General features: G+C 70.3%; 17 protein-coding genes and 1 CRISPR repeat array (1 of these 18 running past the window's edge). Of the genes, 9 read left to right on the plus strand and 8 right to left on the minus strand.

What is annotated here, in order from left to right:
- Positions 1–1,527: a CRISPR direct-repeat array (repeat unit 36 nt; unit sequence GCCTCAATGAAGTGCAGTTCCCAAAGGAACTGCAAC) (it extends 445 nt beyond the left edge of the window).
- A 177-nt stretch (positions 1,528–1,704) separates the two neighbouring features.
- The 6 genes from cas2 to cas7g are packed head-to-tail and all read right to left on the minus strand — an operon-like array spanning position 1,705 to position 10,065.
- Positions 1,705–2,004: a CRISPR-associated endonuclease Cas2 gene (gene cas2 / locus A1QA_RS0101120; RefSeq protein WP_043507967.1), complete on the minus strand. Its 300-nt coding sequence runs from the start codon at positions 2,002–2,004 to the stop codon at positions 1,705–1,707.
- A complete protein-coding gene (locus A1QA_RS0101125) occupies positions 2,004–3,599 on the minus strand; it encodes a CRISPR-associated endonuclease Cas4/Cas1 (RefSeq protein ID WP_017177098.1) in 1,596 nt (531 codons plus the stop codon). The genes cas2 and A1QA_RS0101125 overlap by 1 nt, the downstream gene beginning before the upstream one ends.
- Positions 3,596–4,606, minus strand: a complete 1,011-nt coding sequence (locus A1QA_RS0101130) for a hypothetical protein (protein ID WP_026048577.1) — start codon at positions 4,604–4,606, stop codon at positions 3,596–3,598. Before A1QA_RS0101130 ends, A1QA_RS0101125 begins: the two co-directional genes overlap by 4 nt.
- The gene (gene cas3g, locus A1QA_RS0101135) at positions 4,603–7,335 is read right to left on the minus strand and encodes a type I-G CRISPR-associated helicase/endonuclease Cas3g (protein WP_017177100.1); all 2,733 of its coding nucleotides are present in this window, start codon (positions 7,333–7,335) and stop codon (positions 4,603–4,605) included. The genes A1QA_RS0101130 and cas3g overlap by 4 nt, the downstream gene beginning before the upstream one ends.
- Positions 7,322–8,881 carry a type I-G CRISPR-associated protein Csb2 gene (csb2, locus tag A1QA_RS0101140; protein ID WP_017177101.1) on the minus strand — a complete coding sequence of 520 codons (1,560 nt, stop codon included), beginning with the start codon at positions 8,879–8,881 and terminating at the stop codon, positions 7,322–7,324. The genes cas3g and csb2 overlap by 14 nt, the downstream gene beginning before the upstream one ends.
- Positions 8,881–10,065 carry a type I-G CRISPR-associated RAMP protein Csb1/Cas7g gene (gene cas7g / locus A1QA_RS0101145; RefSeq protein ID WP_017177102.1) on the minus strand — a complete coding sequence of 395 codons (1,185 nt, stop codon included), beginning with the start codon at positions 10,063–10,065 and terminating at the stop codon, positions 8,881–8,883. The genes csb2 and cas7g overlap by 1 nt, the downstream gene beginning before the upstream one ends.
- Positions 10,066–10,574: 509 nt before the next feature.
- On the opposite strand from cas7g, the gene A1QA_RS0101150 reads away from it, so the two are divergent.
- The 3 genes from A1QA_RS0101150 (at position 10,575) to mnmA (ending at position 12,460) form a co-directional block, all read left to right on the plus strand.
- Positions 10,575–10,916 (plus strand): type II toxin-antitoxin system RelE/ParE family toxin, encoded by a 342-nt coding sequence (locus A1QA_RS0101150; protein ID WP_017177103.1) that lies wholly within the window; start codon positions 10,575–10,577, stop codon positions 10,914–10,916.
- Entirely contained in the window at positions 10,913–11,236 is a 324-nt protein-coding gene (locus A1QA_RS0101155; RefSeq protein ID WP_017177104.1) for a helix-turn-helix domain-containing protein, read from the plus strand. Before A1QA_RS0101150 ends, A1QA_RS0101155 begins: the two co-directional genes overlap by 4 nt.
- A 102-nt stretch (positions 11,237–11,338) precedes the next feature.
- The gene (gene mnmA / locus A1QA_RS0101160; RefSeq protein WP_017177105.1) at positions 11,339–12,460 is read left to right on the plus strand and encodes a tRNA 2-thiouridine(34) synthase MnmA; all 1,122 of its coding nucleotides are present in this window, start codon (positions 11,339–11,341) and stop codon (positions 12,458–12,460) included.
- Positions 12,461–12,493: 33 nt separating this feature from the next.
- On the opposite strand, the gene A1QA_RS0101165 is transcribed toward mnmA, so the two are convergent.
- Entirely contained in the window at positions 12,494–13,480 is a 987-nt protein-coding gene (locus A1QA_RS0101165; RefSeq protein ID WP_017177106.1) for an electron transfer flavoprotein subunit alpha/FixB family protein, read from the minus strand.
- 72 nt (positions 13,481–13,552) lie between these two features.
- Positions 13,553–14,314, minus strand: a complete 762-nt coding sequence (locus A1QA_RS0101170; protein WP_017177107.1) for an electron transfer flavoprotein subunit beta/FixA family protein — start codon at positions 14,312–14,314, stop codon at positions 13,553–13,555.
- A 111-nt stretch (positions 14,315–14,425) separates the two neighbouring features.
- Between A1QA_RS0101170 and glgX the strand changes: the two genes are divergently transcribed.
- From glgX to glgB, 6 genes are all read left to right on the plus strand, one after another.
- Positions 14,426–16,780, plus strand: coding sequence for a glycogen debranching protein GlgX (glgX, locus tag A1QA_RS0101175; protein ID WP_026048579.1), 2,355 nt, complete (start codon positions 14,426–14,428; stop codon positions 16,778–16,780).
- A 74-nt stretch (positions 16,781–16,854) separates the two neighbouring features.
- Complete coding sequence (gene trpS / locus A1QA_RS0101180) at positions 16,855–18,000, plus strand: tryptophan--tRNA ligase (RefSeq protein WP_017177109.1); 1,146 nt, start codon at positions 16,855–16,857, stop codon at positions 17,998–18,000.
- Between the two features lie 178 nt (positions 18,001–18,178).
- Positions 18,179–20,215, plus strand: a complete 2,037-nt coding sequence (locus A1QA_RS0101185; protein ID WP_017177110.1) for an alpha-1,4-glucan--maltose-1-phosphate maltosyltransferase — start codon at positions 18,179–18,181, stop codon at positions 20,213–20,215.
- Between the two features lie 56 nt (positions 20,216–20,271).
- Positions 20,272–22,137: a maltose alpha-D-glucosyltransferase gene (treS, locus tag A1QA_RS0101190; protein ID WP_082181144.1), complete on the plus strand. Its 1,866-nt coding sequence runs from the start codon at positions 20,272–20,274 to the stop codon at positions 22,135–22,137.
- Positions 22,134–23,720 (plus strand): phosphotransferase, encoded by a 1,587-nt coding sequence (locus A1QA_RS12965; protein WP_017177112.1) that lies wholly within the window; start codon positions 22,134–22,136, stop codon positions 23,718–23,720. Before treS ends, A1QA_RS12965 begins: the two co-directional genes overlap by 4 nt.
- Positions 23,721–23,815: 95 nt before the next feature.
- Entirely contained in the window at positions 23,816–26,065 is a 2,250-nt protein-coding gene (glgB, locus tag A1QA_RS0101200; protein ID WP_017177113.1) for a 1,4-alpha-glucan branching protein GlgB, read from the plus strand.
- Positions 26,066–26,465: the final 400 nt, after the last annotated feature.

The following is a 26,465-nucleotide window of genomic DNA, read 5'->3' on the forward strand; positions in this document are numbered from 1 at the left end:
AGTGCAGTTCCCAAAGGAACTGCAACATCAGTCATGCAACGCCACCGTCGCCCAAGATCATGCCTCAATGAAGTGCAGTTCCCAAAAGAACTGCAACATCCAGGTCTACAGTGACAGCGCCGAGATCTTCGCGCCTCAATGAAGTGCAGTTCCCAAAGGAACTGCAACGGTGGGCTATTGCCGGGCTGACAACGGCGGTGGGTATGCCTCAATGAAGTGCAGTTCCCAAAGGAACTGCAACCGTTCTAGGCGTCCTCGATGCGGAGGGTGATCCCGCCTCAATGAAGTGCAGTTCCCAAAGGAACTGCAACTCGCTGATATGGAGCATGGGCCGGCGTCGATCTGGCCTCAATGAAGTGCGGCTCCTAAGGGAACTGCAACGTCGGACTCCAATGACGCGCTCCCGGAGCACTTCAAGCCTCAATGAAGTGCAGCTCCTAAGGGAACTGCAACTTCAGCGCGGTCGGAGCATTGGACACTGAGAACTGGGAGCCTCAATGAAGTGCAGCTCCTAAGGGAACTGCAACTTCAGCGCGGTCGGAGCATTGGACACTGAGAACTGGGAGCCTCAATGAAGTGCAGCTCCTAAGGGAACTGCAACCCTGCTGTCCAACCTGGTGCAGACCATGATGATGCCTCAATGAAGTGCAGTTCCCAAAGGAACTGCAACTCCGGCGGCGTCGCCGTCCTCGGCGCCGGACTCACGCCTCAATGAAGTGCAGTTCACAAAGGAACTGCAACAATGGAGACGGATTGAGCAAGTCGTCATATGCAACGCCTCAATGAAGTGCAGTTCCCAAAGGAACTGCAACGCGAGTGAAAGACTCCGGTGACCGTTGACCTGTATGGCCTCAATGAAGTGCAGTTCCCAAAGGAACTGCAACGAGAGCGTGGCCAACGCCTGGAATCGCGGGACCAGCCTCGATGAAGTGCAGTTCCCAAAGGAACTGCAACGAGGATCAGGCTTTTTATGATATGCAGGAACGCTGCCTCAATGAAGTGCAGTTCCCAAAGGAACTGCAACCCTGAGATAAAGTGCGAGGTTACGCTCATCTGGGACGGCCTCAATGAAGTGCAGTTCCCAAAGGAACTGCAACGCACGGCGGCCAAGTACGTCACACAGTTGAGTCTGCCTCAATGAAGTGCAGTTCCCAAAGGAACTGCAACCCGACGACGGGGACGTTATTGGTTGGTGCCTTCTACGCGCCTCAATGAAGTGCAGTTCCCAAAGGAACTGCAACGATGGCTCCGACACGGGCCCGTTCCTCATGGCCAGCCTCAATGAAGTGCAGTTCCCAAAGGAACTGCAACGACGGAGCAGACCGCAGCACCGGACGGCGTGAACCGCCTCAATGAAGTGCAGTTCCCAAAGGAACTGCAACGGGCACTGCTGCACGCCATGAGCGAGGTCGACCGCCAGCCTCAATGAAGTGCAGTTCCCAAAGGAACTGCAACGTGGCCGTGGGCGCTGCTCGCGGGGGCGTCGGCTCTGCCTCAATGAAGTGCAGTTCCCAAAGGAACTGCAACCGCCCCGTCAGATTCGGCTGTGATTCAAGGGTTCTGGCGGGTGTCCGCGAGCGCTGCCGCCGTCGGGGCGGCCGAGACACTCGGCTGGCAGGCAGCCTACTCGCCCTTCCTTGGAATCTCAACGGTTTTGGGCCGCGAGCGCTCCCCGGGGGTCCCCGTACCACCGCAGCGCTCGCATCAGGCGATGAGGGGCCCGTCAGGAGTGATCGTCCGCGTCAGGCCGACATAGGTGAAGCGCTTGTCGTCGACCGACACCAGGGGCCCCACGTCGCACAGCAGGATCGAGTCCTCATCCGAATCGACGATCCCATTCAGTTCCTCCCGCAGCCGCATGAGCTTGGCCGGGGCGGAGTCGACCACGAACACCGAGTACTGGATACGGTCGCCGTACTTGAGGAGCGTCTTCGCCACACGGCCGCGCCGCCGGTCGGAGGGAACGTCGTAGGCCACGAGCACTCGTCTCACATCGTCGCGCATCAGCGCACCGTCACGCCCTTGTAGTCGCGCTGCGTCCCGTCGATCGCCCCGAGGATGAGCCTCGCCTGGACCTCGATGGCACGGCGCCAGGTGACGTCGTAGTCGAACACCGGATGGCGGAAGGAGGTTTCGATACGCCTCTCGAATCCGGCGATGAGCTGCTTGCGGCCTCGGTCGGTCATGCGGCAAGCGCCCATCACCGAGGTGAAATCAGCCTCGCCCACCTCGCCGTTGCGCAGCGCGCGGACCACAACGGAATCAGCCACGGGGGCGCGGAACTCCTCCATGAGGTCCAGGGCGAGCGCTGGCTTGTTCCGGGAACTGGAGTGGAGGAATCCCGCGTGCGGATCGAGCCCGCATGCCACCAGCGCGCGGACGCACTCCCCCAGGAGGATGGCGTAGGTGTAGTCGAGCGCGGCGTTGACCGGGTCCGGAGCGGGGCGCCTGCAGCGCCCCTTCCACTGACTCGCCGCGAACCGCGCTGCCTGCCCCTCCAGCATGGTGGAGAACGCCCCGAAGTAGAGGGAAGCGGCCTCCCCCTCCACTCCCAGGAGATCAGTGAGCGATGGCGCTTCGAGGGCATCGCGCTGCAGCCGCCGCATCCGGGTGACGCCCTCCGCAGCATCCCCGTTGCGGCGCAGCAGGGTGGCCTGGTTCGCGATTTTCGCCGCCACCATCTGCTGAGCGATATCGACGCGCCCCTCCGCGCTCGCCACGTGCTGGCGAACGCGCTGGAGGCCATTGGGCGAGTCGGCGCCCCGGGACCAGCCGATCACCCTGCCTGACCAGGAGCACCACACCACGCACCGGTCGCGCCAGCACAGTTCCCGCAGCAGAGCCGATGAGACATCCGCATTGCCGTGGACCACCAGTCCCAGCACACGCTCAATCGGAACGCTCAGCAGGCTCTCCCCGTCCTTCTTGACCTCCAGCCTCCCGGAGGACAACGATGCTCGCGACCCCGGCGTGGTCACATGGACGATCTGCGCATCAGGCGCAGCCGCGACAACCCTGCGACGCGAGGCCTCATACCTGTGCTCGGCGGGCAGGCACACCGACTCATGGGAGCACCACTGGCAGCGGCGATCATCCTGGAGAGGCTCAGGCGCGCGCTCCGAGGTGATGATGCTCCGAGTCCTGGCCACCGCCTCCTCAGCGCCCCTCAGATCCGCAGCGGTCAGATCGACCTCCACCCGTCTGCGGTGCCCGGTGAAGTAGACCTCCGTCCCGGCGACGGCGTGCCCCATCTCCTCCAAGCAGATCCTCTGCAACGCGAGTTGCAGGCGGTTCGCCTCGGTCACCTCCGGACGGCGCCGCACCGGCGTCGCCTTGTACTCCACCACCGTGAGGGGCCCATCGGCGGTTCCCTCAACGACGTCGCATCTTCCTGACAGCCCGAGCCGCTCAGAGCGGATGTTCACAGCTCGGTGCTCGGCTGGGCGGCTCTGGGAAGCGTCGTCGGCGCGCCGGTGGGCCTCCGTGCCCGCCTGCATCTGCATCGTGTCGGTCTTCTCCCCCACCGACTCCAGCCACGCCCGCCTGGGGCAGAACGCCGTATGCGTCACCAGGCTGATCGGGATGGGATCGGCCATCATGCCAGGACCTCGATCCGGCCCGCCCCGAGAGACCTCTCAGGAGCATTCGGATTATCGCTGACATGCAGTGGGAATACCGCCAGAGCCCGGACGCCGTGGGAGCGCAGCCATGCGCGCGGGCCCTTCTCCTGGGGATCCTTCGCCATGACGAGCTGCCGGGAGACGAGCAGCGCCCGCCACCGCTCCAAGGAGGCTCCGCCCACGATCATCGGGAGGACCAAGCACTCCGGGGTGAACTTGCCCACCGGGACTCCGCCTGCGGTCACCGACGTCTGGCGCAAGCGATGGATGACCGGGAAGGAGGCGATCCCCCACAGGGCGCACCAGGCGAGAGCACTGTCGGTGAACCGAGGCGGAGTCAGACCCGTGGGCGTACGGGAGTCCTCGGACCGCTTCCCCTTGTAGGCCTCGTCGATGAGCGTCTGCCCGCACAGCCCAGTAGCCACCCGCTCAACGGTCCTGGCTGAGACGATCTGGGCGAGGCTGCGGAGCCGGTTGGCGACGAAGTCCTCGCCTCGATTCCGCGTTTTCATCTCCCAACGATTCGCCCCGTCGTCAGGCCTTGGCTTTTTCATCTCCTTATCCGCGAAACGCCAATACGCGGGTTCGCCCAGTGCCCCGATCAGATCAGCAGCGCTCTCCTGCCGCGCCACTCGATCAATCCCGTCATGACGCAGCCGTTGAAGCTCACGCCACTGCTCAACAGTCCCGGCAGCCTTCACCCGTGGACTGAACACGGCGCTCGTGCCATTCCACGGCTCCCCCTCCAGATCTGTGTGGATCCAGGTGCCCGGTGCCGCAGTCGCCTGAGCATGACGGTGGACCGCTGCGGCGATCGCGTCGTCGTCGTAGCCCTCGGCGCTCACCTCCAGTCGGGGCTCGGCCTCATCGGTCCAGCCAAGACAGACCCGCTGAGCGCCCTCGCCCTCCAGGATGAGGGCGAGGCCGAGCCCCGCGAAAGAGGTCAGCGCGCTCGTGATATCACCACCGAGAATCATCTCTCTCACTTCCCCTCGGCTGAGATCGAGCAGTCAGCGGCGCGCAGAAGCGCCTCGAGATAGGCGGCGCCCCACGGGCCCCACATCCGGTCAGTCCGGGCGATGAGGGACTCCCACTCCCCCTCGCCCACGAGCTCCACCAGCGCCTCCATCGCGCTGGGACCGGCCGTCACAGGGTCATGGTCGAACATGGGCCGGCCCCGGCCATGGCTCGTGCCCACCAGGCGGGCGACCAGATCGCGGCGCCCGCACTCGACGCCGCCCTCGCCGTCGCCACTCGAGTCCGCCCGCGCCCAGTAGATGGCCGCGGAGGCGAGCTCGTGGCGCCACCCCACCGGCAGGCCAGCGTCCGCCCAGGCCTTGCGCACAGACCTCAACGGGCGCCCACCGCTCTTGGCCAGCGGCGGAGCGCCCTCCTGCTGATCCCTCCGCCGCCCCAGAAGCACCTGGAAGCGCTCATCCTCCTTGCCGGCGTCGTGCCATAGTCCGGCCTCCTTCAAGGCCTCCACCGGGGAGGGTCGAGCGCCGACCCGCTCCGCGACCTCCCCGGCGCGCGCGGCCACCGCGGCATTGTGGTCGGCGAGGAGCACACGGCGGCTCCGGGACCACGCCGAGCGCTCATCGGACTCGTCGTCGACGCGCTCGCTCCCCCGCACCACCAGCCAGGCAGGGGCGATCCCGCTCTCAGGATCCCAGCCCGGGGGCCACTCGCACTCACCCTCAGGGAACTCCTCCCCCAGTTCCTCTGCCTCCAGGCGGGCGAGGCGCGCGAGCTCATCAGGATCGGTCATGATCCTCACGATGCCCTCCAACGCCGAGGCTGGAACGGGCTCGCCTGTCTCGCCGCCATCCCTGGAGACCACGCCCTCGGTGAGGATCGCCGCAGCCGCGTCGAGCACGATCAGGTCCCCGGGGCGAAGGAGCCGCGCGACCTCCCGGGCATCAGGCCCGGGGTCGGCGAGGCGCACCTGCCATTCCGCGAGCGCTTCCCCGTCGCGCCACAGCACCGAGCCGCCCAGAACCTCCCGCTGCTCGTCGGCGAGCCGCGTGATGAGGGCTCGTGCCGTCGCGATCGTCGTCGGGTAGACCTCCCAGTCTTGTGGGGGCACCGCGCGGACGAGGGTCTCCCCGGCGGTCGCATCGGGCAGGCCCGATATGTCGCGCAGGACGACTCCCACTGCGGAGTCCTCGGGGTCGAGGTCATCGCGGAGCCACAGGTCGAGCTCCGGCTCCACGATGAGGTCCATGGAGGTCTTCGACCACAAGGCCGCGTCCCACGGCTCCGGGCGCTGGTAGAGCACACGGCGGGGGATATCCGGCTCCGGCGGGTTCTCGCTGACCACCAGGGGCGAAAGATCCCCATCCCCGGCGCGCTCCACCGCCCAGCTCCGCCCTGAGCGCAGGTCATCCTTGCGGTATGGGAGCGCGTCCGCCTTCACCTCCACGCCAGCCGCCGGCCCCAGGACGATGACGTCGCCGCGCTCGCGCAGGCCGAGCCTGTTGACCCTTCCCGCCCGCTGGGCGAGGGCACTGCCCGAGGCGAGCTCGGTGACCATGGCGGCCAGATCGAGGTCCACTCCGACCTCAACGGTCTGCGTGGCCACGAGGACATCCACGCTCTGGGAGCCCTCCGTGCCGAAGAGCCCCGGGTCCTCCTCGCGAAGCCTCTCGAGATCCCACGGGCGCATGCGCCCCACCCACAGCCGGCAGGCGAGCCCCTTCTTCCGCAGTTCACCGACGACCTGGACGGCGCTGTCCACACGGTTGAGCACGCAGCCAACGGTCCTGGGAGGATGGGTGCCTGCCTCCCCACCCGGAGAGTCCGGGATGAGCTCGCGGGCGGCCCCGACGGCGTCGAGCACCTGCTCCACCACAGCATCCCGGTACTTCGCGGTCATCCTGCCGTTGGCGGGCCACTGCTCGGTCTCGACGTAGCGGATCGTCTTGGGCGCCCGCACCCGGCCGGCCAGGCGGGAATCGTCCGCGAGGGACTCCCGGGTGACGCCGACGACGCGGCTCGCCGCCCCCGAGGGGGTCGCGGTCATCTCCACCGCCTGGAGCGCGGGCACGCCGATCCTCTCGGCGCCCGCAGCGCAGAGCTCGCCCACGCGCCGCGCCGTGACGAGCAGCTGGCGGTTCAGATGCGCCTCGTCCAGGACGATGGCCGCATCGAGGGCGAGGAGCCCTGCGAGCCTCGGGCGGGCGAGCCGCGAGGCCCCGTAGGAGCGGAACAGCAGGCTGGAGCCCCACATATCCGGGGTCATGCACAGCACCGCGCAGGCCTCCGGGGCGTTGAGCCAGGCGCGGTCGGTGGCGGCCGCCCCGCGCATGGTCGTCACCACGAGGGGATCGCGGCTCTCCGCCGCCTCCCGGCGGAGGCTGGCAAGGGCGTCACAGACTCGCGTCACGACGTCGGCGGCGCCGTCGGGAGAAGCGTTCAGGAGATCCTGGATGCGGCGGGCCCGCTCGGCGTGGGCGTCAGTGAGGGCCCTCCGGTTGACGACGACGGCGAGCCTGCGGGGCACTCGCGCGCCCGCGCCCACAGCCGCCAGGGCATTGGCGAAGACATGGACCTCGATGACGCTCGATTTGCCCGCGCCCGTCGGGGCGGCGATCTGCTCCGGCCACTGCCCTTGGCCCACCAGGTGCCTCAGGAGATCCTCCTGCCATGAGAAGGGGCGGCACCCCTGGCCGTGCACGGCCTCGAAGAAGTCCCCGAAGTCATCAATGCTCAGCATGATTCCTCCAGGTCGCCTCCCGGACCAGCTCAGCCGGGAGATCCGCGGGGGCGAGGAGGCCCCCGCCGAGGTGGCGGCTCTGCCCCACGGCGACCAGCGCGCACTCGGGGAGCAGGTCCCCCGCGTCGATGAGCGCACGGTAGGGCTGGGCGACCATCCCCTGGGGCATCTTGTGGGAGTAGGCCGCGGGGCGGTGGGTGACATGCTGGTACCACATCACCGAGGCGCCCTTGCGCCGGACCTGGGAGACGAGGTCGCGGTACCCCTGGGGGCCGCGCCCCACAGGCATGAGCGCATCGCGCCAGACGAATCCGAGTGAGAGCAGGATGGCGCTCTCAAAACTCCACTCGCCGCGCTGGCGCACCACCTCGGGCACCGCAGCCGGCGTTGGGGACCAGAGGCGGGCGGTGCCGGGCGCGGGCGGCGCCCAGAAGGACTCGGCGGGGAGGATCTCATCGGCGGGCAGCAGCCGCGCCACGCCCCAACGCGACCTCACCTGCCGCATCCCAGCCAAAGCGCCCAGGACGACGTCGCTCTCCCCCGGGCTCATCCCCCGGGGCAACAGGATGAGGAAGGCCCCCGGAGCGCCACCGATATCCCCGATGATCGACTGGGCGAACACAGAGGCGGGCAGGTAGTGGATGGCCAGGCGGTTCGCCGGGACCCGTGCGCCCTCGGGGAAGCGCCCCGTGACCGTGGAGGGGGCGCCGTCGCCGATCCTGGAGATGATCGCCTTGTGGAAACCCACGCACCAGTCCACCCTGCGCGAGGGCTCGAACTCCTGACCGCTGCCGTCATCGGCGAGGAAGATGACGACGTCGTCCCAGGGAAGAGACCCCTCCGCCGGCTCGTACCCCACCGGCTCGTAGTGAGCGGTGCTCAGGCAGTCCAGGGGCGACGGGAACGTGACGACCGCTTCCGTCTTCTTGTACTTGTCAGCGCTGGCAGTTGGCGGCTTGGGAGGATAGGCCGCCTCATGCGCTTGGGCGAGAGCCCTGGCCCGTCCGGGAACCGGGACCGGCAGCCGCAGGCCTCCGGAGGTGAACGCCGTCGCCTGGGGATTGCGGCGCCAGGTCGGCCGAACGCCCTCGACGACTTCGAGGACCACGGGACTGTCCGCCTCCCCCAGGTGGGGAACCTCGGCGCACAGCCCGCTGAGGACCTCTCGGACGTCAGGAGGGATGCTCTCCCAGATCCAGGCGATCTCGCCATTGAGCGCGACGCCCTCGGAGATCTCCTTGCCCGCCTTCTTCGGGGAGTCCTTCTCCAAGGTCCCTGTGTCGCGGTAGGCGATGCGGGAAGCGGAGGGCTCAGTCATCGGCATGGACGGCGGAAGGCTCAACCCAGCGGGCGGATTGGCCTCCAGCCACGCCAGCGCGCCTTCCACGGCTGGCGCGAGGCCGTCACCCCCGGAAGCGGTCCAGGCAGCGCTCACCAGTGCGGAGAAGAGGCGGGCGGGCGAGGGCCAGCTATCCGGCGAGCCATCTGCTGCGTGCCCGTGGTAGACGCCGAGTGGGAAGCGCGCGGTGAGAGCGACGGATCCCATTACTCGTCCTGAGCATCGTCGACAGCGGCGTTGAGCACGGCCGGGTTGCCCTCAACCATGAGCACCGACCCATCCCAGACAAGGCCCGCGCGTTCCCGCGCGTAGTCCAGTGCGGCGCTGAGAAGCGCCTGCGCCTCCAGGATCGTCAGAGGGGCAAGAGACTCCTTCTCCCCGTAGCGCTTGTCGAGGGTGACCCGGGCGGGCCCGGACTCGACGAGGTCGCAGTTGGCGCGAAGAAGGAGCTCGGCGTCGGAGCGCGCCAGGCCGTTGAGGGCGAGAGCGGCGAGCACGGCCCGGCAGGCGATGTCGCCCTCCGGGCTCTCACAGTCGAAGCGCAGCGCTCGCAGGGCGGCGAAGCTCAGCACGTGGGAGCGGATGATCGCCTGGCAGGTCACTCCGCCGAGCTGCTCCAAGGCCGGCGGGATCCCGCCCAGGCCGAGGGTCGAGGCCTGCTTCTTCTTCATGGCGTTCTCATACGTGCCCTTCGAGAGCTCGCTCTTCTGGGCCTCGGCGATCGCTTTGCGATCCTTATCCGCGAGGTTGATCTGCATGCCGAGGGGGTCGATCCGCGCCCCGCCGCGCTTGGACTGGTGCGAGGCGGGATCTCCATCCTGGTCTGCGAGGATCCCGATGATCTCACCCACGAGGATGGAGCGGTACCGCCCCTGGTTGCTCTTGCGGCTCGCGTCCCAGCCCCCGAGCAGGAGAGTCATGGGGCTGCGCTCGATGAGAGCCCGGGCGTGGGAGACGGTGGCGTCCCGCAGCGCGCGGTAGTCAGGAGACGCCGTCGCCGGCTCACCGTTGATGGTTCCCGCGCGGATCTGGCCATCAAAGGCCCGGTGCGGCAGGTCGATATCGCTGTAGGCCTGACCATCCTCGAAGCGCAGCTCGATGCGCGGCATGGCGGACAGCACCTCGTCACCATCAGTGATCGCGGCCGAGACCGCCGCCTCCAAGCGGTTGTTCTGGGACTGCTTGGAATCGATGAGGACGGCGTCGACCGCCTTCCCCTCCCAGAAGCGGCGCTCATAGGCGAAGACCGAATTGCCGCGCTCCGTGAACTTGGCGGGTGCCACGGAGGCATGCGGGCCAGCGGCGGGCTGAAGCAGCGTGACAGAGGTGAGCACGCTCGCCCCGCCGGGGCGGCAGGCAGCAAGCAGGTGGTCCAGGGTGATTGACGACATGGAATGCTCCTCGTTGAGAACGGTCCGACGACCAGCGGGCCTATGTTTCCACATCCCTCCGACATCTGACGCCCCGCCAGTATCGCGAACCTGTAACGCCGAACATCGGCTCCGACCTGCTCGGCAAGACGCGTAGCGAGCGCGAACCCAAGCGAGTCACCCCCGCTCCGCGTCGTGGACAGCCCGACGCCCAGCGCCCATAATGGTGGGGAGCCACCCGGCTGCCACCGGATGACTCCCCGAGGCCCATGGCTCACACGAACCACGTGCCGAGGGCATCCGCTAGGACACCGACGGCCCGGACCAGGCAAGCGATGCTGCTAAGTATGTCGCTCACCTGCCGGGCCGTTACCTTGTCCCGGCGGACTCGCACGTGCTAGCGCGCCCACCGCTTGGGCGCCGTCCGCCCGAGGGCCAGAGCGGAGGGCCCCACCACCAGCCGGGACCCGCTGACCACCTCATCCGGCCATACGCTTGCGCGCATATCCCTTGATGCGTATGATTTGACCGTGCGGGAGAAGTGGGCCGTGATCCTCTCGGTGGAGGTCGCCGACTGGTATCGAGGACTGAGGCCGGCCGACCGCCGCATGGTCGACAAGATGTTGGACAAGCTCAGCGCCCTGGGCAATCAGTTGCGCATGCCGCACAGCCGCCCACTGGGCAATGGTCTATTCGAGCTGAGATTCTCAATCGAGAGAGCGACCGTGGCACAACGGATCACTTACATCTTCGATCCCGATCAAAGAGTGATCACACTGACCACCTTCCGCAAGACGAGAAGCAATGAGCAAGGGGAGATCGCCCGAGCGAGACGGGCTAAGGACGATTACGAAAAGGGAATCAACTCATGAGCACCGCACTACCAGACGGATACATCAGCCTTGACGACCTGCGCGCAGAGGTCGACGCGTCGTACACGCCCGCGCAGCGCCAGGAGTACGAAGAGGCTGAGGCAGAGGCCGCCACTCAGATCGAGTTGGCCGAACTGGTCTACCAGATGCGGACGCAGGCCGGCATCAGCCAAAGCGAGCTGGCTCGCCGGATGGGCATCCGCCAGCCATTCATCAGCGATCTGGAGCGCGGAGGGAGGACGCCGACGGTGGCAACCCTCGCCCGCGTCGCCCAAGCCACAGGGAATCGGCTGCGCCTGACCGCTGAGCCTGTCAAGTAATTCAGCGAGTCCACGCCCCGGCGTGGACGTCGTGCCTCACCGTGAGCCGCCTGCGCGCCCTCCGCCCGCCCACAGCCCTCCCACTCACACCCAAGGAGCCCCATGCGCGTTCTGGCAGCCCTGTCCGGGGGCGTCGACTCCGCCGTCGCCGCCGCGCGCGCCGTCGATGCCGGGCACGACGTCGTCGGCGTCCACATGGCGCTCTCGCGCAACCGCGAGGCCACCCGCACCGGCTCTCGCGGCTGCTGCTCCATCGAGGACGCCTCCGATGCCCGCTGGGCCGCCGACATCCTCGGCATCCCCTTCTACACCTGGGACCTCTCCGAGGATTTCGAGCAGCGCGTCGTCGCCGACTTCCTCTCCGAGTACCGCGCCGGCCGCACCCCCAACCCCTGCGTGCGCTGCAACGAGCGCATCAAATTCGACGCCCTCCTCGAGCGCGCCCTCGCCATGGGCTTCGACGCCGTCGCCACCGGCCACTACGCGCGCCTGACCGGCGGGGCCACCGACTCCCGCCCCGGGGACCCCACCGGCCTCACCCTCTCCCGGGCCGCCGACGCCGCCAAGGACCAGTCCTACGTCCTGGCCGTCTCAGGCCCCCACGGCCTGGCCCGCGCCCTCTTCCCCCTGGGCGACGCCCCCAGCAAGGCCGACGTGCGCGCCGAGGCCGCCGCGCGCGGCCTGCCCGTGGCTGACAAGCCCGACTCCTACGACATCTGCTTCGTCGCCGACGGCGACACCCGCGGATTCCTCACCCGCGCCCTCGGCTCCTCCCCCGGCCAGATGGTCACCCCCGACGGCGAGGTCCTCGGCGAGCACTCCGGCTACTTCGGCTTCACCGTCGGCCAGCGCAAGGGCCTGGGGCTCACCCGCCCCGCCCCCGACGGCCAGCCCCGCTACGTCCTGGAGACCCGGCCCGCCACCAACGAGGTCGTCGTCGGCCCCGCCTCGCTCCTGCAGCGCACGAGCCTCGACGCCGACGCCCTCGTCCTCCTGGCCGCCCCCGAGTCGCTCGGGTCGGGCGAGGCCGGCTGGGCCGGCGTCCATGTGCAGGTCCGCGCCCACGGCCGCCCCGTTCCTGCTCGCGTCACCGTGGACGCCGAGGCCTTCACCATCCACGCCGAGCTCGACGAGCCCCTGCGCGGAGTCGCGTCCGGCCAGTCCGTCGTCGTCTACGGCGGGCCCAACGGCGAGCGCGTCCTCGCCCAGGCCACCGTCGCCTGAGGAGCTGTGCTGCCAGGTCTCGCTCCGCCCGGCTCAGCCGCACTGGCGGGCGAGCTCGGCCACCATCTGCGGGACCACCTCGGCCACGTCCCCGATGACGCCGAAGTCGGCCATCTCGAAGATCGGGGCCTCGGAGTCGTCGCAGACCGCGACGATGGTCTGCGCGCCCTGGATGCCGGAGGTGTGGTGGACGGCGCCCGAGACGCCCAGGCCGATGTAGAGGCGCGGGGAGACGCTCGCGCCGGTCTGGCCCACCTGGGCGCTGCGCTCGATCCACCCCTCGTCGCAGGCCACGCGCGTCGCGCCAACGGCAGCGCCCAGAGGCTCGGCCAGTGAGCGGACAAGGTCGAAGTCGCCATCGACCCCGCGCCCGCCGACCACGACGGTGCGGGCCTCGGTGAGCTCGGGCCCGGCGGCCGCGGCGGTGCGTTCCGACTCGACGAGCTCGACGGACGCGGACTCGGCCGCGGGGGCAACATCGATCGCCTCGGGGGCGAGCTCGGCGACGCCATCACTGAGCGGCTCGTAGGCGCCCGGCCGGATGACCAGCACAGGCGCGGGCCCGCCCAGGGCGAGCGCGGAGGTAGTGGTCCACGAGCCGGACAGGACCAGCTTGGAAGCGGTGATGGCGTCGGCGCCCTCGCTCAGGCGCAGGTCGGCCAGATCGCTGGAGGCGGCCGAGTCGAGCAGGATGGCGGCGCGGCCGGCGATCTCCTTGCCGCGGTAGTCGCTGGCGACGAGGACGGCGGCGGCGCCAGTGGCCTGGGCGGCGGCCGCCAGGGCGTCGGCGGCGCATCCGGCCAGGGCGGGCACGGCGGCGGCCAGCAGCCGGGTCGCGCCCGCGGTGGCCAGAGCGGGCGCCGCGCCACTGGCGGCAGCGGCATCGCCGAGCACGAGGGCGACCGCCTGGGGGCTGAGGGAGCGGGCAGCGGCGAGCAGCTCGAGGGCGGCGGACGTGGGCCGGCCGGCGTCGTCGAGGTCCGCCAGGACGAGGATGGGGGCGTCAAGCGTGTGGGACATGCGGGATCTCCTTGGGCCTGATGCGCGTCGCGCGCGCATGAGACATTGATCGGATGGGCTTCAGGCGGGCCGTCAGACGAGCTTGGACTCGACGAGCCAGGCGGCGAGCTCGCGCCCCGCGTCCCCGGCGTCGGTGCGGATGATGCCGGCCTCGCGGGCGGGCCTGGCCTGGGCGGCCACCACGCTGACGGCCGGCTCCCCCAGGCCCTCCAGGTCGAGGTCGTCCAGCGAGAGGACGTCGAGGGGCTTCTTCTTGGCGGCGCGCATGGCGGCGAAGTTCGGGTAGCGGGGCTCGTTGGCCTGGTCGGTCACGGAGACGAGCGCGGGCAGCGGGGCGCGCAGGGTCTCGCGCAGCGTGCCGGTGGTCCGCTGGATCGTCACGGCGCCGCCGTCGACCTCCAGCTCGGTGGCCAGGGTGAGGGCGGGCACGCCCACGGCGGCGGCGAGCGCGCCGGGGAGCATCGAGGTCATGCCGTCCAGGGAGGCCATGCCGGTGACGATGAGGTCGACGCCGCCGATCCGCTCGATGGCCGCGGCGAGCACCCGCGCGGTGGTGACGACGTCCGCCCCGGCGAGCTCGTCGTCGGCGATGATGAGGCCGGAGTCCGCGCCCATCTGGAGGGCGCGGCGCACGCCGTCCTCGGAGTCCTCCGGGCCCATGGTCAGGGCGATGACCTCCCCGCCCGAGTCCTCGGCAAGGCTGACGGCCGCCTCGACGGCGTTCTCATCGAGCTCGTTGAGGACATCCTCCTCGCCGCGCACGAGGCGGCCCTCCTCGATGCGGCGCTCGGACTGCACGTCGGGAACGTGCTTGATGCAGACGACGATTTTCATGCGTCCAAGGTTGCCATAAAGCGGGGTGTGACTGCCTCCTCAGCCCGGTGATCCTTCTATCAGGCCTCAGCGGGCCCGTGGCGCTTGGCCCGGGTCTTCGCGCGCGTAACAATGGCACTTGTGTCTGAGTCCGTCCCGCTCATCCCTGCGCCGCTAGCACCAGCGCGCGCGCTCGAGCGCACCCGTCTGGGCGCCACCCCCCAGGGCGATGGGACGGACTTCGTGGTCGTGGCACCCCGTGCCACAGCGGTGGACCTGTGCCTCATCGAGGTCGACGACGCCGGCGCCGTCGTCTCCGAGCGCCGCATCGGCATGCACGGCCCGCAGCAGGGCGCCTGGGACGCGCATGTTCCCGGGGTCGGCCCGGGCCAGCGCTACGGGTACCGGGTCCAGGGATTCTGGAACCCCTCCGAGGCGCTCTTCCACAACCCGCACAAGATGCTCCTCGACCCCTATGCGCGCCTGACCAGCGGCACGGCGACGCTCTCCCCGGAGATCTACGCCCACACGGTGGAGGACGACCTCTCCCCCGCCCTCATCCCCTTCGCGCCCTCGGAGCTCGACTCCCTGGGGAGCACGGCGCTCGGCGTCGTCACAGGCGGGCAGCGCTTCCCCGTGGTCCCCGGCCCTCGCATCCCCTCCGAGCGCACGGTCGTCTACGAGACCCACGTCAAGGGCATGACGCTCAGGATGCCCGGAGTCCCCGAGGACCTGCGCGGCACCTACGCGGGGCTCGCCCACCCGGCGACCATCGAGTACCTGCGCGGCCTCGGGGTCACGACGCTGGAGCTCCTGCCGATCCACGCGGCCTTCTCCGAGCCGTTCCTCCAGCAGCGGGGCCGGCGCAACTACTGGGGCTACTCGACTCTCTCCTTCTTCGCCCCCGAGCCCTCGTACGCCACCGCGGCCGCCCAGGCCGCCGGCCCTGAGGCGGTCCTCGACGAACTGCGCGGCATGATCTCGATCCTCCACGAGGCGGGCCTCGAGGTCATCATGGACGTGGTCTACAACCACACCTGCGAGGGAGGCATGGACGGGCCGTCCCTGTCCCTGCGCGGCTTGGACAACCTGGAGTACTACCTGCACGCCCCGCACCGGCCCGCCGCCTACGGGGATGTCACCGGCACGGGCAACAGCATCGACTTCCGCTCCCCCCGGGCGGTCCAGCTCGTGCTGGACTCACTGCGCTACTGGGTGACCGAGGTCGGCGTGGACGGCTTCCGCTTCGACCTGGCGGTGACCCTGGGCCGCCACGGCGCCGAGTTCACCCCCCGCCACCCGCTCCTGGCGGCCATGAGCACCGACCCCGTCCTCAAGCGCGTCAAGCTCATCTCCGAGCCCTGGGATGTGGGCCCGGGAGGCTGGCGCACCGGCGAGTTCCCGGAGCCCTTCAAGGACTGGAACGACCGCTACCGCGGCGCGGTGCGCTCCTTCTGGCTGGCCGACGCCTCGGAGCTGTCCAAGGGGCGATCCGGCTCGGACCTGAGGGACCTGGCCACGCGCCTGTCCGGATCGGTGGACCTGTTCGGCCACGGGGAGTACCCCGGCGGCCGTGGCCCGCTGGCGAGCGTCAACTTCATCACCGCCCACGACGGCTTCACGCTGAGGGACCTGACCTGCTTCGATCACAAGCAGAACCTGGCCAATGGCGAGGGCAACCGCGACGGCACGGATGACAACCGCTCCTGGAACCACGGCTGCGAGGGCCGCGTGGCCGAGGGCATCGACGGCGGGCCGATCGAGGTCCTGCGCCGCCGCTCGGCGCGCAACCTCCTCGGCACGCTGCTCATCAGCGCGGGAACGCCGATGATCCTGGGCGGGGACGAGATGGGCCGCACCCAGGGCGGCAACAACAACTCCTACTGCCAGGACTCCGAGATCTCCTGGTACGACTGGGACCTGGAGATCTGGCAGCGCGACCTCATCTCCATCACGCGCTTCCTCATCAACCTGCGCCAGGCCCACCCCGTGCTGCGCCCGGACCGCTTCGCCGTCGGGGCCCCCGCGATCATCGACGGCGAGCCGGACACGATCCCGGACCTGTCCTGGTTCCGGGCCGACGGCGAGCCCATGGGCCACTGGGACTGGCATGACCCGGGCTGCCGGACCGTGCAGATGCTCCGCTCGGGCGCCCCCTGGGGCGACGACGACCTCCTCGTGGTCATCAACGGCACCCTGGCCGAGCAGGAGATCGTCCTGCCCCAGGCCCATGGCCGCGACTGGCACCTCTTCTGGGATTCCACATGGGCGGTCCCCCGCCCGCACACCTCCGCCTTCGCCCTGGCACGCCGCACGAGACGCGCCCCGGAGCCCTCGCCGGTCTCCACGCTCGGCAGCGCCATGGGACCCGTGGGCCCGGTCTGCCGCCAGGACCGCCCGGGGGACACCACCACGATGGAGGTTCTCTCCATGCGCATCTACCTCTCCGGCGAGCCGCTCGCGCAGCGGCCGGCGCGCTCCCATTGACCGGGGCGACGCCGACGCCCGCCAAGGACGCCTTGTGATCAGGGGCGCGGCGGCGCTCGCCTAGGATGTGCGCCATGACGTCCTCCCCCGCATCTGACACCGCCGCTTCCGCCCATGCCCCCTCCTCCGCCGAGGAGGCCCTGGCCAGCGCCGTCGACGGCGCCTCCCTCGCCCGCTCCATCGCGCGCAGCCGCGAGATCGAGGCGGACATGCCGGTCAACCCCGGCCGCTACCGGATGCTCACCGGCGTGCGTCCCACCGGCAACATGCACCTGGGCCACTACTTCGGGACGATGCGGACCTGGGCGCCCATCCAGGACATGGGCATCGACACCTGGATCCTCGTGGCCGACTACCAGGTCATCACCGACCGCGACGGCGTGGGCCCCATCCGCGAGCGCGTCCTGTCGCTGACGGCGGACGCCCTGAGCGTGGGGGTGGACCCGGAGCGCTCGACGATCTTCACCCACTCGGCGGTGCCCGCCGCCAACCAGCTCATGCTGCCCTTCCTGTCCCTGGTCACCGAGTCCGAGCTGCACCGCAACCCCACGGTCAAGGCGGAACTGGAGGCCACGGCCGGCCGCGCCATGAGCGGCCTGCTGCTGACCTACCCGGTCCACCAGGCGGCGGACATCCTGTTCTGCCAGGCGAACCTCGTGCCCGTGGGCAAGGACCAGCTCCCGCACCTGGAGCAGGCGCGCCTCATCGCCCAGCGCTTCGACAAGCGCTACGGGCGCGCCGACAAGAAGCGCCCGGTGTTCCGCCGCCCCGAGGCCCTGCTCGGCGAGGCCCCGCTGCTGCTGGGGCTCGACGGGGAGAAGATGAGCAAGTCGCGCGGCAACACGATCGAACTGCGCATGAGCGCCGATGAGACCGCCAAGGCCCTCAAGAAGGCCAAGACGGACTCCGATCGCGTCATCACCTACGACCCCGCCTCCCGCCCGGAGGTCTCCAACCTGCTCATGCTCGCCTCCCTGTGCGGGGCGGGCGCCCCGGAGGAGATCGCCGAGCGCATCGGCGACGGCGGCGCGGGGACCCTCAAGAGGATCACCACCGAGGCGGTCAACGAGTACTTCACGCCGATCCGCGCGCGCCGGGCGGAGCTCGCCGCCAATGAGGACCACCTCCTGGCGGTCCTGGCCCAGGGCAACGCACGGGCCAACGAGGTCGCCGACGAGACCCTGCGGGCCGTGCGCGCCGCCATGCACATGGATTACTGAGCCGATCGGGCCGACTGGGCACGCCTGAGCTCTTCCGATTTCTTCTATCCCCTCCTGAGCACTGGGTCCGGAGCCGCTCGGGCGACTGGCCCGGCCGGACACGCGCGCTGATCATGGCCGTGCCAGGAGGTGCCCCAATCGGGATGCCGGATGGGCGCTGGGCCCGTACTGTTGTCCTGTGATCCGACACACCACCGCCCAGCGTCCTGCCCGCCCCCTCGTCGGCCGGATCCCGGTCACCGAGGTCTTCCCCGTGGTCGAGGATGGCCACTGGCCCGCCAAGGCGGTGCCCGGTGAGGTCATCCCGATCCGCGCGACCGTCTTCCGCGAGGGGCATGACCGCTTCGCGGCCACGGCCGTGCTCATCCGGCCCGATGGCACCGACGGGCCCAGCGCCCGGATGCGGCTCATCGCCCCCGGCCTGGACCGCTACGAGGCGCGCCTGGCCCCGGACGAGCCGGGCGACTGGTCCTTCCGCGTCGAGGGCTGGTCCGACCCCTACGCCACCTGGGCCCACGACGCCGGGATCAAGGTTCCCGCCGGTGTCGACGTTGAGCTCATGCTCGAGGAGGGCGCCCGCGTCATGGAGCGCGCCCAGGCCGTCCCCGGCCGCGGCGAGGCCGACGCCGCCGTGCTGGCCGGCGCCGCCGCCGTCCTGCGCGATGCCTCCCGCCCGGCCGCCGAGCGCCTGGAGGCGGGGCTCGCCGACGCCGTCGTCGCCGTCCTCGACCGCCTCCCGCTGCGCGACTTCGTCTCCCCCTCGCGCGACTACCCCCTGCAGGTGGACCGCGCCCGCGCCCTGACCGGCTCCTGGTACGAGATCTTCCCCCGTTCCCTGGGCGCCTACTGCGACGAGCACGGCAACTGGCACTCCGGCACGCTGCGCACCGCCGCCGAGAACCTGGACCGCATCGCCGCCATGGGCTTCGACGTCCTCTACCTCACCCCGATCTCCCCCATCGGCGAGACCAACCGCAAGGGCCGCAACAACACCCTCAACGCGCGGCCGGGCGACCCCGGCTCCCCCTACGGCATCGGCTCGGCCGACGGCGGCCACGACGCCATCCACCCCGACCTGGGCACCTTCGAGGACTTCGACGCCCTCGTGGCGCGCTCGCGCGAGCTCGGCATGGAGGTGGCCCTGGACCTGGCCCTCCAGTGCTCCCCGGACCACCCATGGGTGGCCGAGCACCCCGAGTGGTTCACGGTCCTGGCCGATGGCTCCATCGCCTACGCGGAGAACCCGCCCAAGAAGTACCAGGACATCTACCCCCTCAACTTCGACAACGACCCCGAGGGCATCTACGACGCCATCAAGGAGGTCGTCGACACCTGGATCGCCCACGGCGTGACGATCTTCCGGGTGGACAACCCCCACACCAAGCCCCTGTCCTTCTGGCAGCGCCTCATCAGCGAGGTGCGCGAGGAGCACCCGGAGATCCTCTTCCTCGCCGAGGCCTTCACCCGCCCGGCGATGATGCGCACCCTGGGCAAGATCGGCTTCCACCAGTCCTACACGTACTTCGCGTGGCGCAACACCCGCGAGGAGCTGACCGACTACCTCGTGGAGCTCTCCCAGGAGACCGCGCATGTGCTGCGCCCGGCCTTCTGGCCGACGACGCACGACATCCTCACGCCGTTCATGACGCACGGGGGCGTGCCCGCCTTCAAGCTGCGCGCCGTGCTCGCCGCCACCCTGTCCCCCACGTGGGGGATCTACTCCGGCTACGAGCTGGCCGAGTCCGTTCCGCGCCCCGGCTACGAGGAGCAGATCGACAACGAGAAGTACGAGTACAAGCAGCGCGACTTCGCCGCGGCCCGTGGCAACGGCATCGAGGACCTCCTCACCCAGCTCAACGCGATCCGCGCCTCCCACCCGGCGCTCGGCCAGCTGCGGGACATCTGGTTCCACGACACCGGCAACGACCAGATCCTCGCCTACTCCAAGCGGGCGCGCGGCGGCCAGACCGGCGCAGAGGGCGACGACGTCGTCCTCACCGTGGTCAACCTCGACCCGCACAACGCGCAGGTCGGCCAGCTGAACCTCAACCTGGTCCAGCTGGGGCTGCCCGAGGACGCCGACGGCTCGCGCCCCTGCCTGGCGGTCACCGATGAGCTCACCGGGCAGGGCTATGAGTGGTCCGGCTCGAACTACATCCGCCTCGACCCGCACTCGGGCCAGGTCGCGCACGTCATGCGGGTGCGCCCGCTGTGAGCGTCCCCGGCCCCCTGCCCCACGAGGCGCTGTCCGCCGGCCCGAGCACGCGCCCGATGGCGGCTCTGGAGCCGCCGGCGAGCACCGGCCCCACCCCCATGACGGCCCCTGTGGCGGCGCCGATGACGGTGGTCCCGCCCGTGCCGGGCGTGCCGGTGCTGCCCGAGCAGCCCCGCCCCGGACTGGACGCGGACCCCGACTGGTTCCGCACCTCGGTGTTCTACGAGGCGCTCCTGCGCTCCTTCGCCGACTCCGACGGCGACGGCGTCGGGGACATCCCCGGCCTCATCACGCGCCTGGACTACCTGGCGTGGCTCGGCGTGGACTGCCTCTGGATCCCGCCCTTCTACCCCTCCCCCATGCGCGACGGCGGATACGACATCTCCGACTACACCGCCATCGACCCGCGCTACGGAACCATGGAGGACTTCCGGGAGCTCGTCCACCAGGCCCACCAGCGCGGCATGAGGATCGTCATCGACATGGTCCTCAACCACACCTCGGACGCCCACCCCTGGTTCCAGGCCTCGCGAAGCGACCCCGAGGGCCCCTACGGGGACTTCTACGTGTGGCGCGACGACGACTCCGGCTACCCGGACACGCGGATCATCTTCGTGGACACCGAGGAGTCGAACTGGGCCTACGACGTCGAGCGCGGGCAGTTCTACTGGCACCGCTTCTTCTCCCACCAGCCCGACCTCAACTATCACAACCCCGCCGTCGTCGAGGCCATGCACGACGTCGTCCGCTTCTGGGCGCGCACCGGGGTGGACGGGTTCCGCCTCGACGCGATCCCCTACCTGGCGGAGGCCGAGGGCACCAACTGCGAGAACCTCCCGGCCACGCACGGCATCATCGCGGGCATCCGGGCGATGCTCGACCGCGAGTTCCCCGGCACCATCACCATCGCCGAGGCCAACCAGTGGCCCGACGAGGTCGTGGAGTACTTCGGCACCGCCGAGGCGCCCGAGTGCACCATGTGCTTCCACTTCCCGGTCATGCCCCGCATCTACTACGCGCTCCGCGCGGGCTCGGCCGAGGCGATCCGCTGGGTGCTCGAGCGCACCCCGGACATCCCCGCCCACGGGCAGTGGGGCACCTTCCTGCGCAACCACGACGAGCTCACCCTCGAGATGGTCACCGAGGAGGAGCGCGCCCACATGTACGCCTGGTACGCGCCCGAGGAGCGGATGCGCGCCAACATCGGGATCCGGCGCCGCCTGTCCCCGCTCCTCGACGCCTCCCGGGCCGAGACCGAGCTGGCCCTGGCCCTCCTGCTCAGCCTGCCGGGCAGCCCCTGCCTCTACTACGGCGACGAGATCGGCATGGGGGAGAACATCTGGCTGGAGGACCGCGACGCCGTGCGCACCCCCATGCAGTGGGACGACTCCCCCAACATGGGCTTCTCCACGGTGGTCGACCCCGGCGCCCTCACCCTCCCGGTCATCCAGACGCCCGGGTACTCGCACCTGACCGTGGCCACCGAGATGGGCAGGCCCGACTCCCTCCTCCACTTCACCCGGCGCATCCTGCACCTGCGCCGCGCCTACCCAGTCCTGGGCCGGGGCAGCTTCGCCCTGCGCGACGCCTCCGACCCGGCGGTCCTGGCCCACACGCGCAGCGAGGAGGCCGCGCCCGGCGACGAGGGCGGCTCGACCCTCATCTGCGTGGTCAACCTGGCCGCCGCCCCGCGCGCGGTGAGCATCAGCGTCCCAGAGCTCGCGGGCCGGGCCACGCGGGACATCTTCGGCGGGACGCCCTTCCCCTCCGTCGGGGACGACGGCGCCCTGCGCCTGACACTCGGCGGCCTGGGCTACTACTGGCTGGAGGTCCTTCCCCCCGAGCGCCAGGACCACGAGGACCACGACGAGCGCGCCGGCGCGCGGCCGGAGCACGACGACGAGACAGGAGAGACGCGATGAGCGACGCCCACCCCGCCCCCCAATGGCCCACCGATGAGGAGCTCCTCCAGGCCCTCCTCCCCTGGATGCTCGCCCGCCGCTGGTTCCCCCTCAAGGGGAGCGCCGCGCCGTCGAGTCTCCGGTTGGAGCGCAGCATCGACCTGGTCTCCGGCGCGCGCGATCTCATCGTCGCCGCCCCGCGCGGCGACGCCACAGGCGAGGCCTCCGGAGCCCCTGAGGTGCTCGTCCACGTGCCGCTCGTCCTGGGCGCGCCCGAGGACCTGGCGCGCTACGCCGTCGAGGGCGGCGCCCCCGGCTCCGAGGGCCTGCTCATGACCGACTCCCAGGGCCGCGAGCTCGCCCTCATCGACGGCACACACCACCCCGCCTTCTGGCGCGCCTGGGCCGAGGGGGCCGCCGCCGCGGGCACCGTGCTCGGCTCCGAGGGCGCCGCCGCGATCGCCCAGCGCGCCGAGCGCCTGCGCGTGACGACTGGCGAGCAGTCGAACACGAGCGTCATCATGCCCGCCCCCTCCTCCCCCGAGGAGGCGGCGGGGAGCCAGGACGCCGCCACCGGCGACCTCATCGTCAAGCTCTTCCGCGTGCTCGCACCGGGCCGCAACCCGGATGTGGAGGTGCCCGTGGCCCTCGCGCGGGACGGCTGGGACCGCGTGCGCATGCCCGTGGCCTGGTCCGTCGTCGCTGCACCCAGACAGGCGGCTGGCGCCTCCTCGATGGACACAGCCGTGGCCTGCGCCTTCATCCCCAAGGCCGACGACGGCTTCGAGCTGTTCTGCTCGCTGGCCGCCGACGACGACGCCTCCGGCCCCACGCGCGAGCGCGCCCTGGCGCTCGCCCAGGACCTGGGGGCCACCACCGCCCAGATGCACGCCCACCTGCGCGCCTCACTGGGCGAGGCCGCCCCCGAGGCGCCGGAGGCGCTGGCCCGTGCCCTGCGCGAGCGGGCCGACTGGGCCCTGCGGGAGGTCCCCTCCCTGGCCGGGGATGTCCCCGGCCTGGGAGCCGCCGTCGACTCCCTCCTGGCGGAACTGGCCTCCCTGGAGGCGCTCGAGCCCGCCTGCCGGGTCCACGGCGACTACCACCTGGGGCAGGTCCTCCACGAGATCGGGGGCGGGGAGCGCTGGTACGTCCTCGACTTCGAGGGCGAGCCGCTGCGCCCGCTGGCCGAGCGCTCCCGCCCCGACCAGCCGGCGCGGGACGTGGCCGGGATGCTGCGCTCCTTCGACTACGCCTGGGCCGTGGGCGGCGCCGACAGCACTGACGGCGCGAACGGCACGAACAACTCCGACTGGCTCCCCGCGGTCCGCGCCGCCTTCCTGGGCGGTTACCGCGCCGAGGCAACCGCCGGCGCTCGTGAGGACAGGCCCGGCGCGCAGGCCCCAGCGCAGCGCCAGTCCGTGCTACTGGCCGCCCTCGAGCTCGACAAGGCCCTCTACGAGGCGGTGTACGAGGCCCGCAACCGCCCGGACTGGCTGGCGATCCCCCTGCGCGGGCTGGCCGGCATCGTGGCCGCTCGCCAACGCGATCACAGAGCCGACAACAGCGCTGGCGACAGGGCCTCCCACTGCGACGGAGGAGACTGATCGACGAGCATCTCCCACACTCCGCCCCTCGTCGAACACGACCAGGGCCCTCATTCCCTCGCATCAGCCCACCCCGCCATGGAAGAATCACGATCATGACCGACGCCACACCCTCTGGGTCCCCCTCGCAGTCCCCCGTCCCCAATACCGAGGCCGGCTCCGCCTCTCCTGTCGCGGTCGAGCCATGGATCCTCGCGGATGTCGCCTACGCGCGCTACCACAACCCGCATGAGGTGCTCGGCGCCCACGCCGGCGCTGATGGCGTGACCGTGCGCACCGTGCGCCACCTCGCCGACTCCGTCTCGGTGGTCACCTCCGAGGGCACCTTCCCCGCCGCGCACGAGCAGGACGGCGTCTGGGTCGCCGTCGTCCCCGGGGACTCAGTCCCGGACTACCGCATCGACGTCACCTACGGCGAGGAGACCACGCGGGTCGATGACCCCTACCGCTTCCTGCCGACCCTGGGCGAGATGGACACCTACCTCATCTCCGAGGGCCGCCACGAGGAGCTGTGGGAGGTGCTCGGCGCCCACATCAAGCACTACGAGGGCCCCATGGGCGGCGTCGACGGCACGGCCTTCGCCGTGTGGGCCCCCAACGCGCGGGCCGTGCGCGTGGTCGGCGACTTCAACTACTGGGACGGGACCGCCTCGGCGATGCGCTCGCTCGGATCCTCGGGCGTGTGGGAGCTGTTCATCCCCGGCGTCGGCGTGGGCGCCCGCTACAAGTTCGAGATCTGCTTCGCCGACGGCTCCTGGCACCAGAAGGCGGACCCGATGGCCCGCGCCACCGAGGTCCCCCCGGCCACCGCCTCCGTGGTCACCACCGCCGTCCACGAGTGGGGCGACGAGGACTGGATGGAGCGCCGCCGCACCACCGACCCGCACTCGGGCCCCATGAGCATCTACGAGGTCCACATCGGCTCGTGGCGCCAGGGCCTGGGCTACCGCGGCCTGGCCGACCAGCTCGTCCCCTACGTCAAGGAGGCCGGCTTCACCCACGTGGAGTTCATGCCCGTGGCCGAGCACCCCTTCGGCGGCTCCTGGGGCTACCAGGTCTCCGGCTACTACGCGCCCACCGCGCGCTTCGGCACCCCGGACGACTTCAAGTACCTCATCGACGCCCTCCACCAGGCCGGCATCGGCGTCATCCTCGACTGGGTGCCCGCGCACTTCCCCAAGGACGAGTGGGCCCTGGCCCGCTTCGACGGCACGGCCCTGTACGAGGACCCGGACCCCCGCCGCGGCGAGCACCCCGACTGGGGCACCTACGTCTTCAACTTCGGCCGCAACGAGGTCCGCAACTTCCTCGTGGCCAACGCCCTGTACTGGCTGGGAGAGTTCCACGTGGACGGCCTGCGCGTCGACGCCGTCGCCTCCATGCTCTACCTGGACTACTCGCGCCAGGACGGCCAGTGGGCCCCCAACCAGTTCGGCGGGCGCGAGAACCTGGAGGCCATCAGCTTCCTCCAGGAGGCCACCGCCACCGCCTACCGGAAGAACCCCGGCATCGTCATGGCGGCCGAGGAATCCACCGCCTGGCCGGGCGTGACCGCCCCGACGAACTACGGCGGCCTGGGCTTCGGCCTCAAGTGGAACATGGGCTGGATGAACGACACCCTGCGCTACCTGCAGGAACTGCCGATCAACCGCCGCTACCACCACGGCGAGCTCACCTTCTCCCTCGTCTACGCCTTCTCCGAGCAGTTCATCCTGCCGCTGAGCCACGACGAGGTCGTCCACGGCAAGGGCTCCCTGCTGTCCAAGATGCCCGGCGACGCCTGGCAGGAGCTCGCGGGCCTGCGCGCCCTCTACGCCTACCAGTGGTCCCACCCCGGCAAACAGCTACTGTTCATGGGCCAGGAGATCGGCCAGGGCGCCGAGTGGAACTCGGACAACTCCCTGGACTGGTGGCTCCTGGACGACCCGGGCCACGCCGGCCTGCTGCGCCTGGTCACCGACCTCAACCACTTCTACGCCTCCTCCCCGGCCATGTGGGCCGATGACTTCTCCCACCGCGGCTTCGAGTGGATCGAGGCCGGCGACGGCGACCACAACGTCATCTCCTACCTGCGCAAGGGCACCGGCCCCGACGGCGACAGCGACCTGGTGGTCTGCATCGTCAACTTCGCCGGCACCCCGCACGAGGGCTACCGGGTGGGCCTGCCCTTCGCCGGCGGCTGGGACGAGGTCATCAACACCGACTCCGAGATCTACGGCGGCTCCGGGGTGGGCAACCTCGGCCACGTCGAGGCCGAGGAGCTGCCGTGGAACGGCCGCCCGGCCTCGGTGCGCCTGCGGATCCCCCCGATGGGAGCCGTCTTCCTGCGCCCGGCCCGCGACTGAGCGGGTAGCCGGGGGCCATCGCCAGCGACAGACCCCGGCGATCACACGCCGCCGCGTGAGGGGCGGGCCCGCCGTGGGCCCGCCCCTCAGCCGTGCCCACGGGGCTCAGAGGACACTGCCTGTGAGGCGGGGGCAGTCGGCGCCGCGCGACACCGGTGCGCGGGACTCGCCTCATTGCGGGCGCGCCTTGGGGTTGTGGACGTGCCCCGGGGGAACGTCCGCAACCCCGGCGCACGTCCACAACCCTCACGCACGTCCACAAGTACGGGGGCGGGCTCCGATAGGCGGCCGTCGTGACGCTCTGGACGGGGGTTCGGCCCTCTGGCCGGGGTCTTTCCCTCACGACGGGGGCAGCGCCCCTGTCCTGTACCCCGAACCCCGGCATGCGTCTTGAACCCGC

The sequence above is a fragment of the Actinomyces timonensis DSM 23838 genome, from assembly GCF_000295095.1.
Lineage (GTDB): Bacteria > Actinomycetota > Actinomycetes > Actinomycetales > Actinomycetaceae > Actinomyces > Actinomyces timonensis.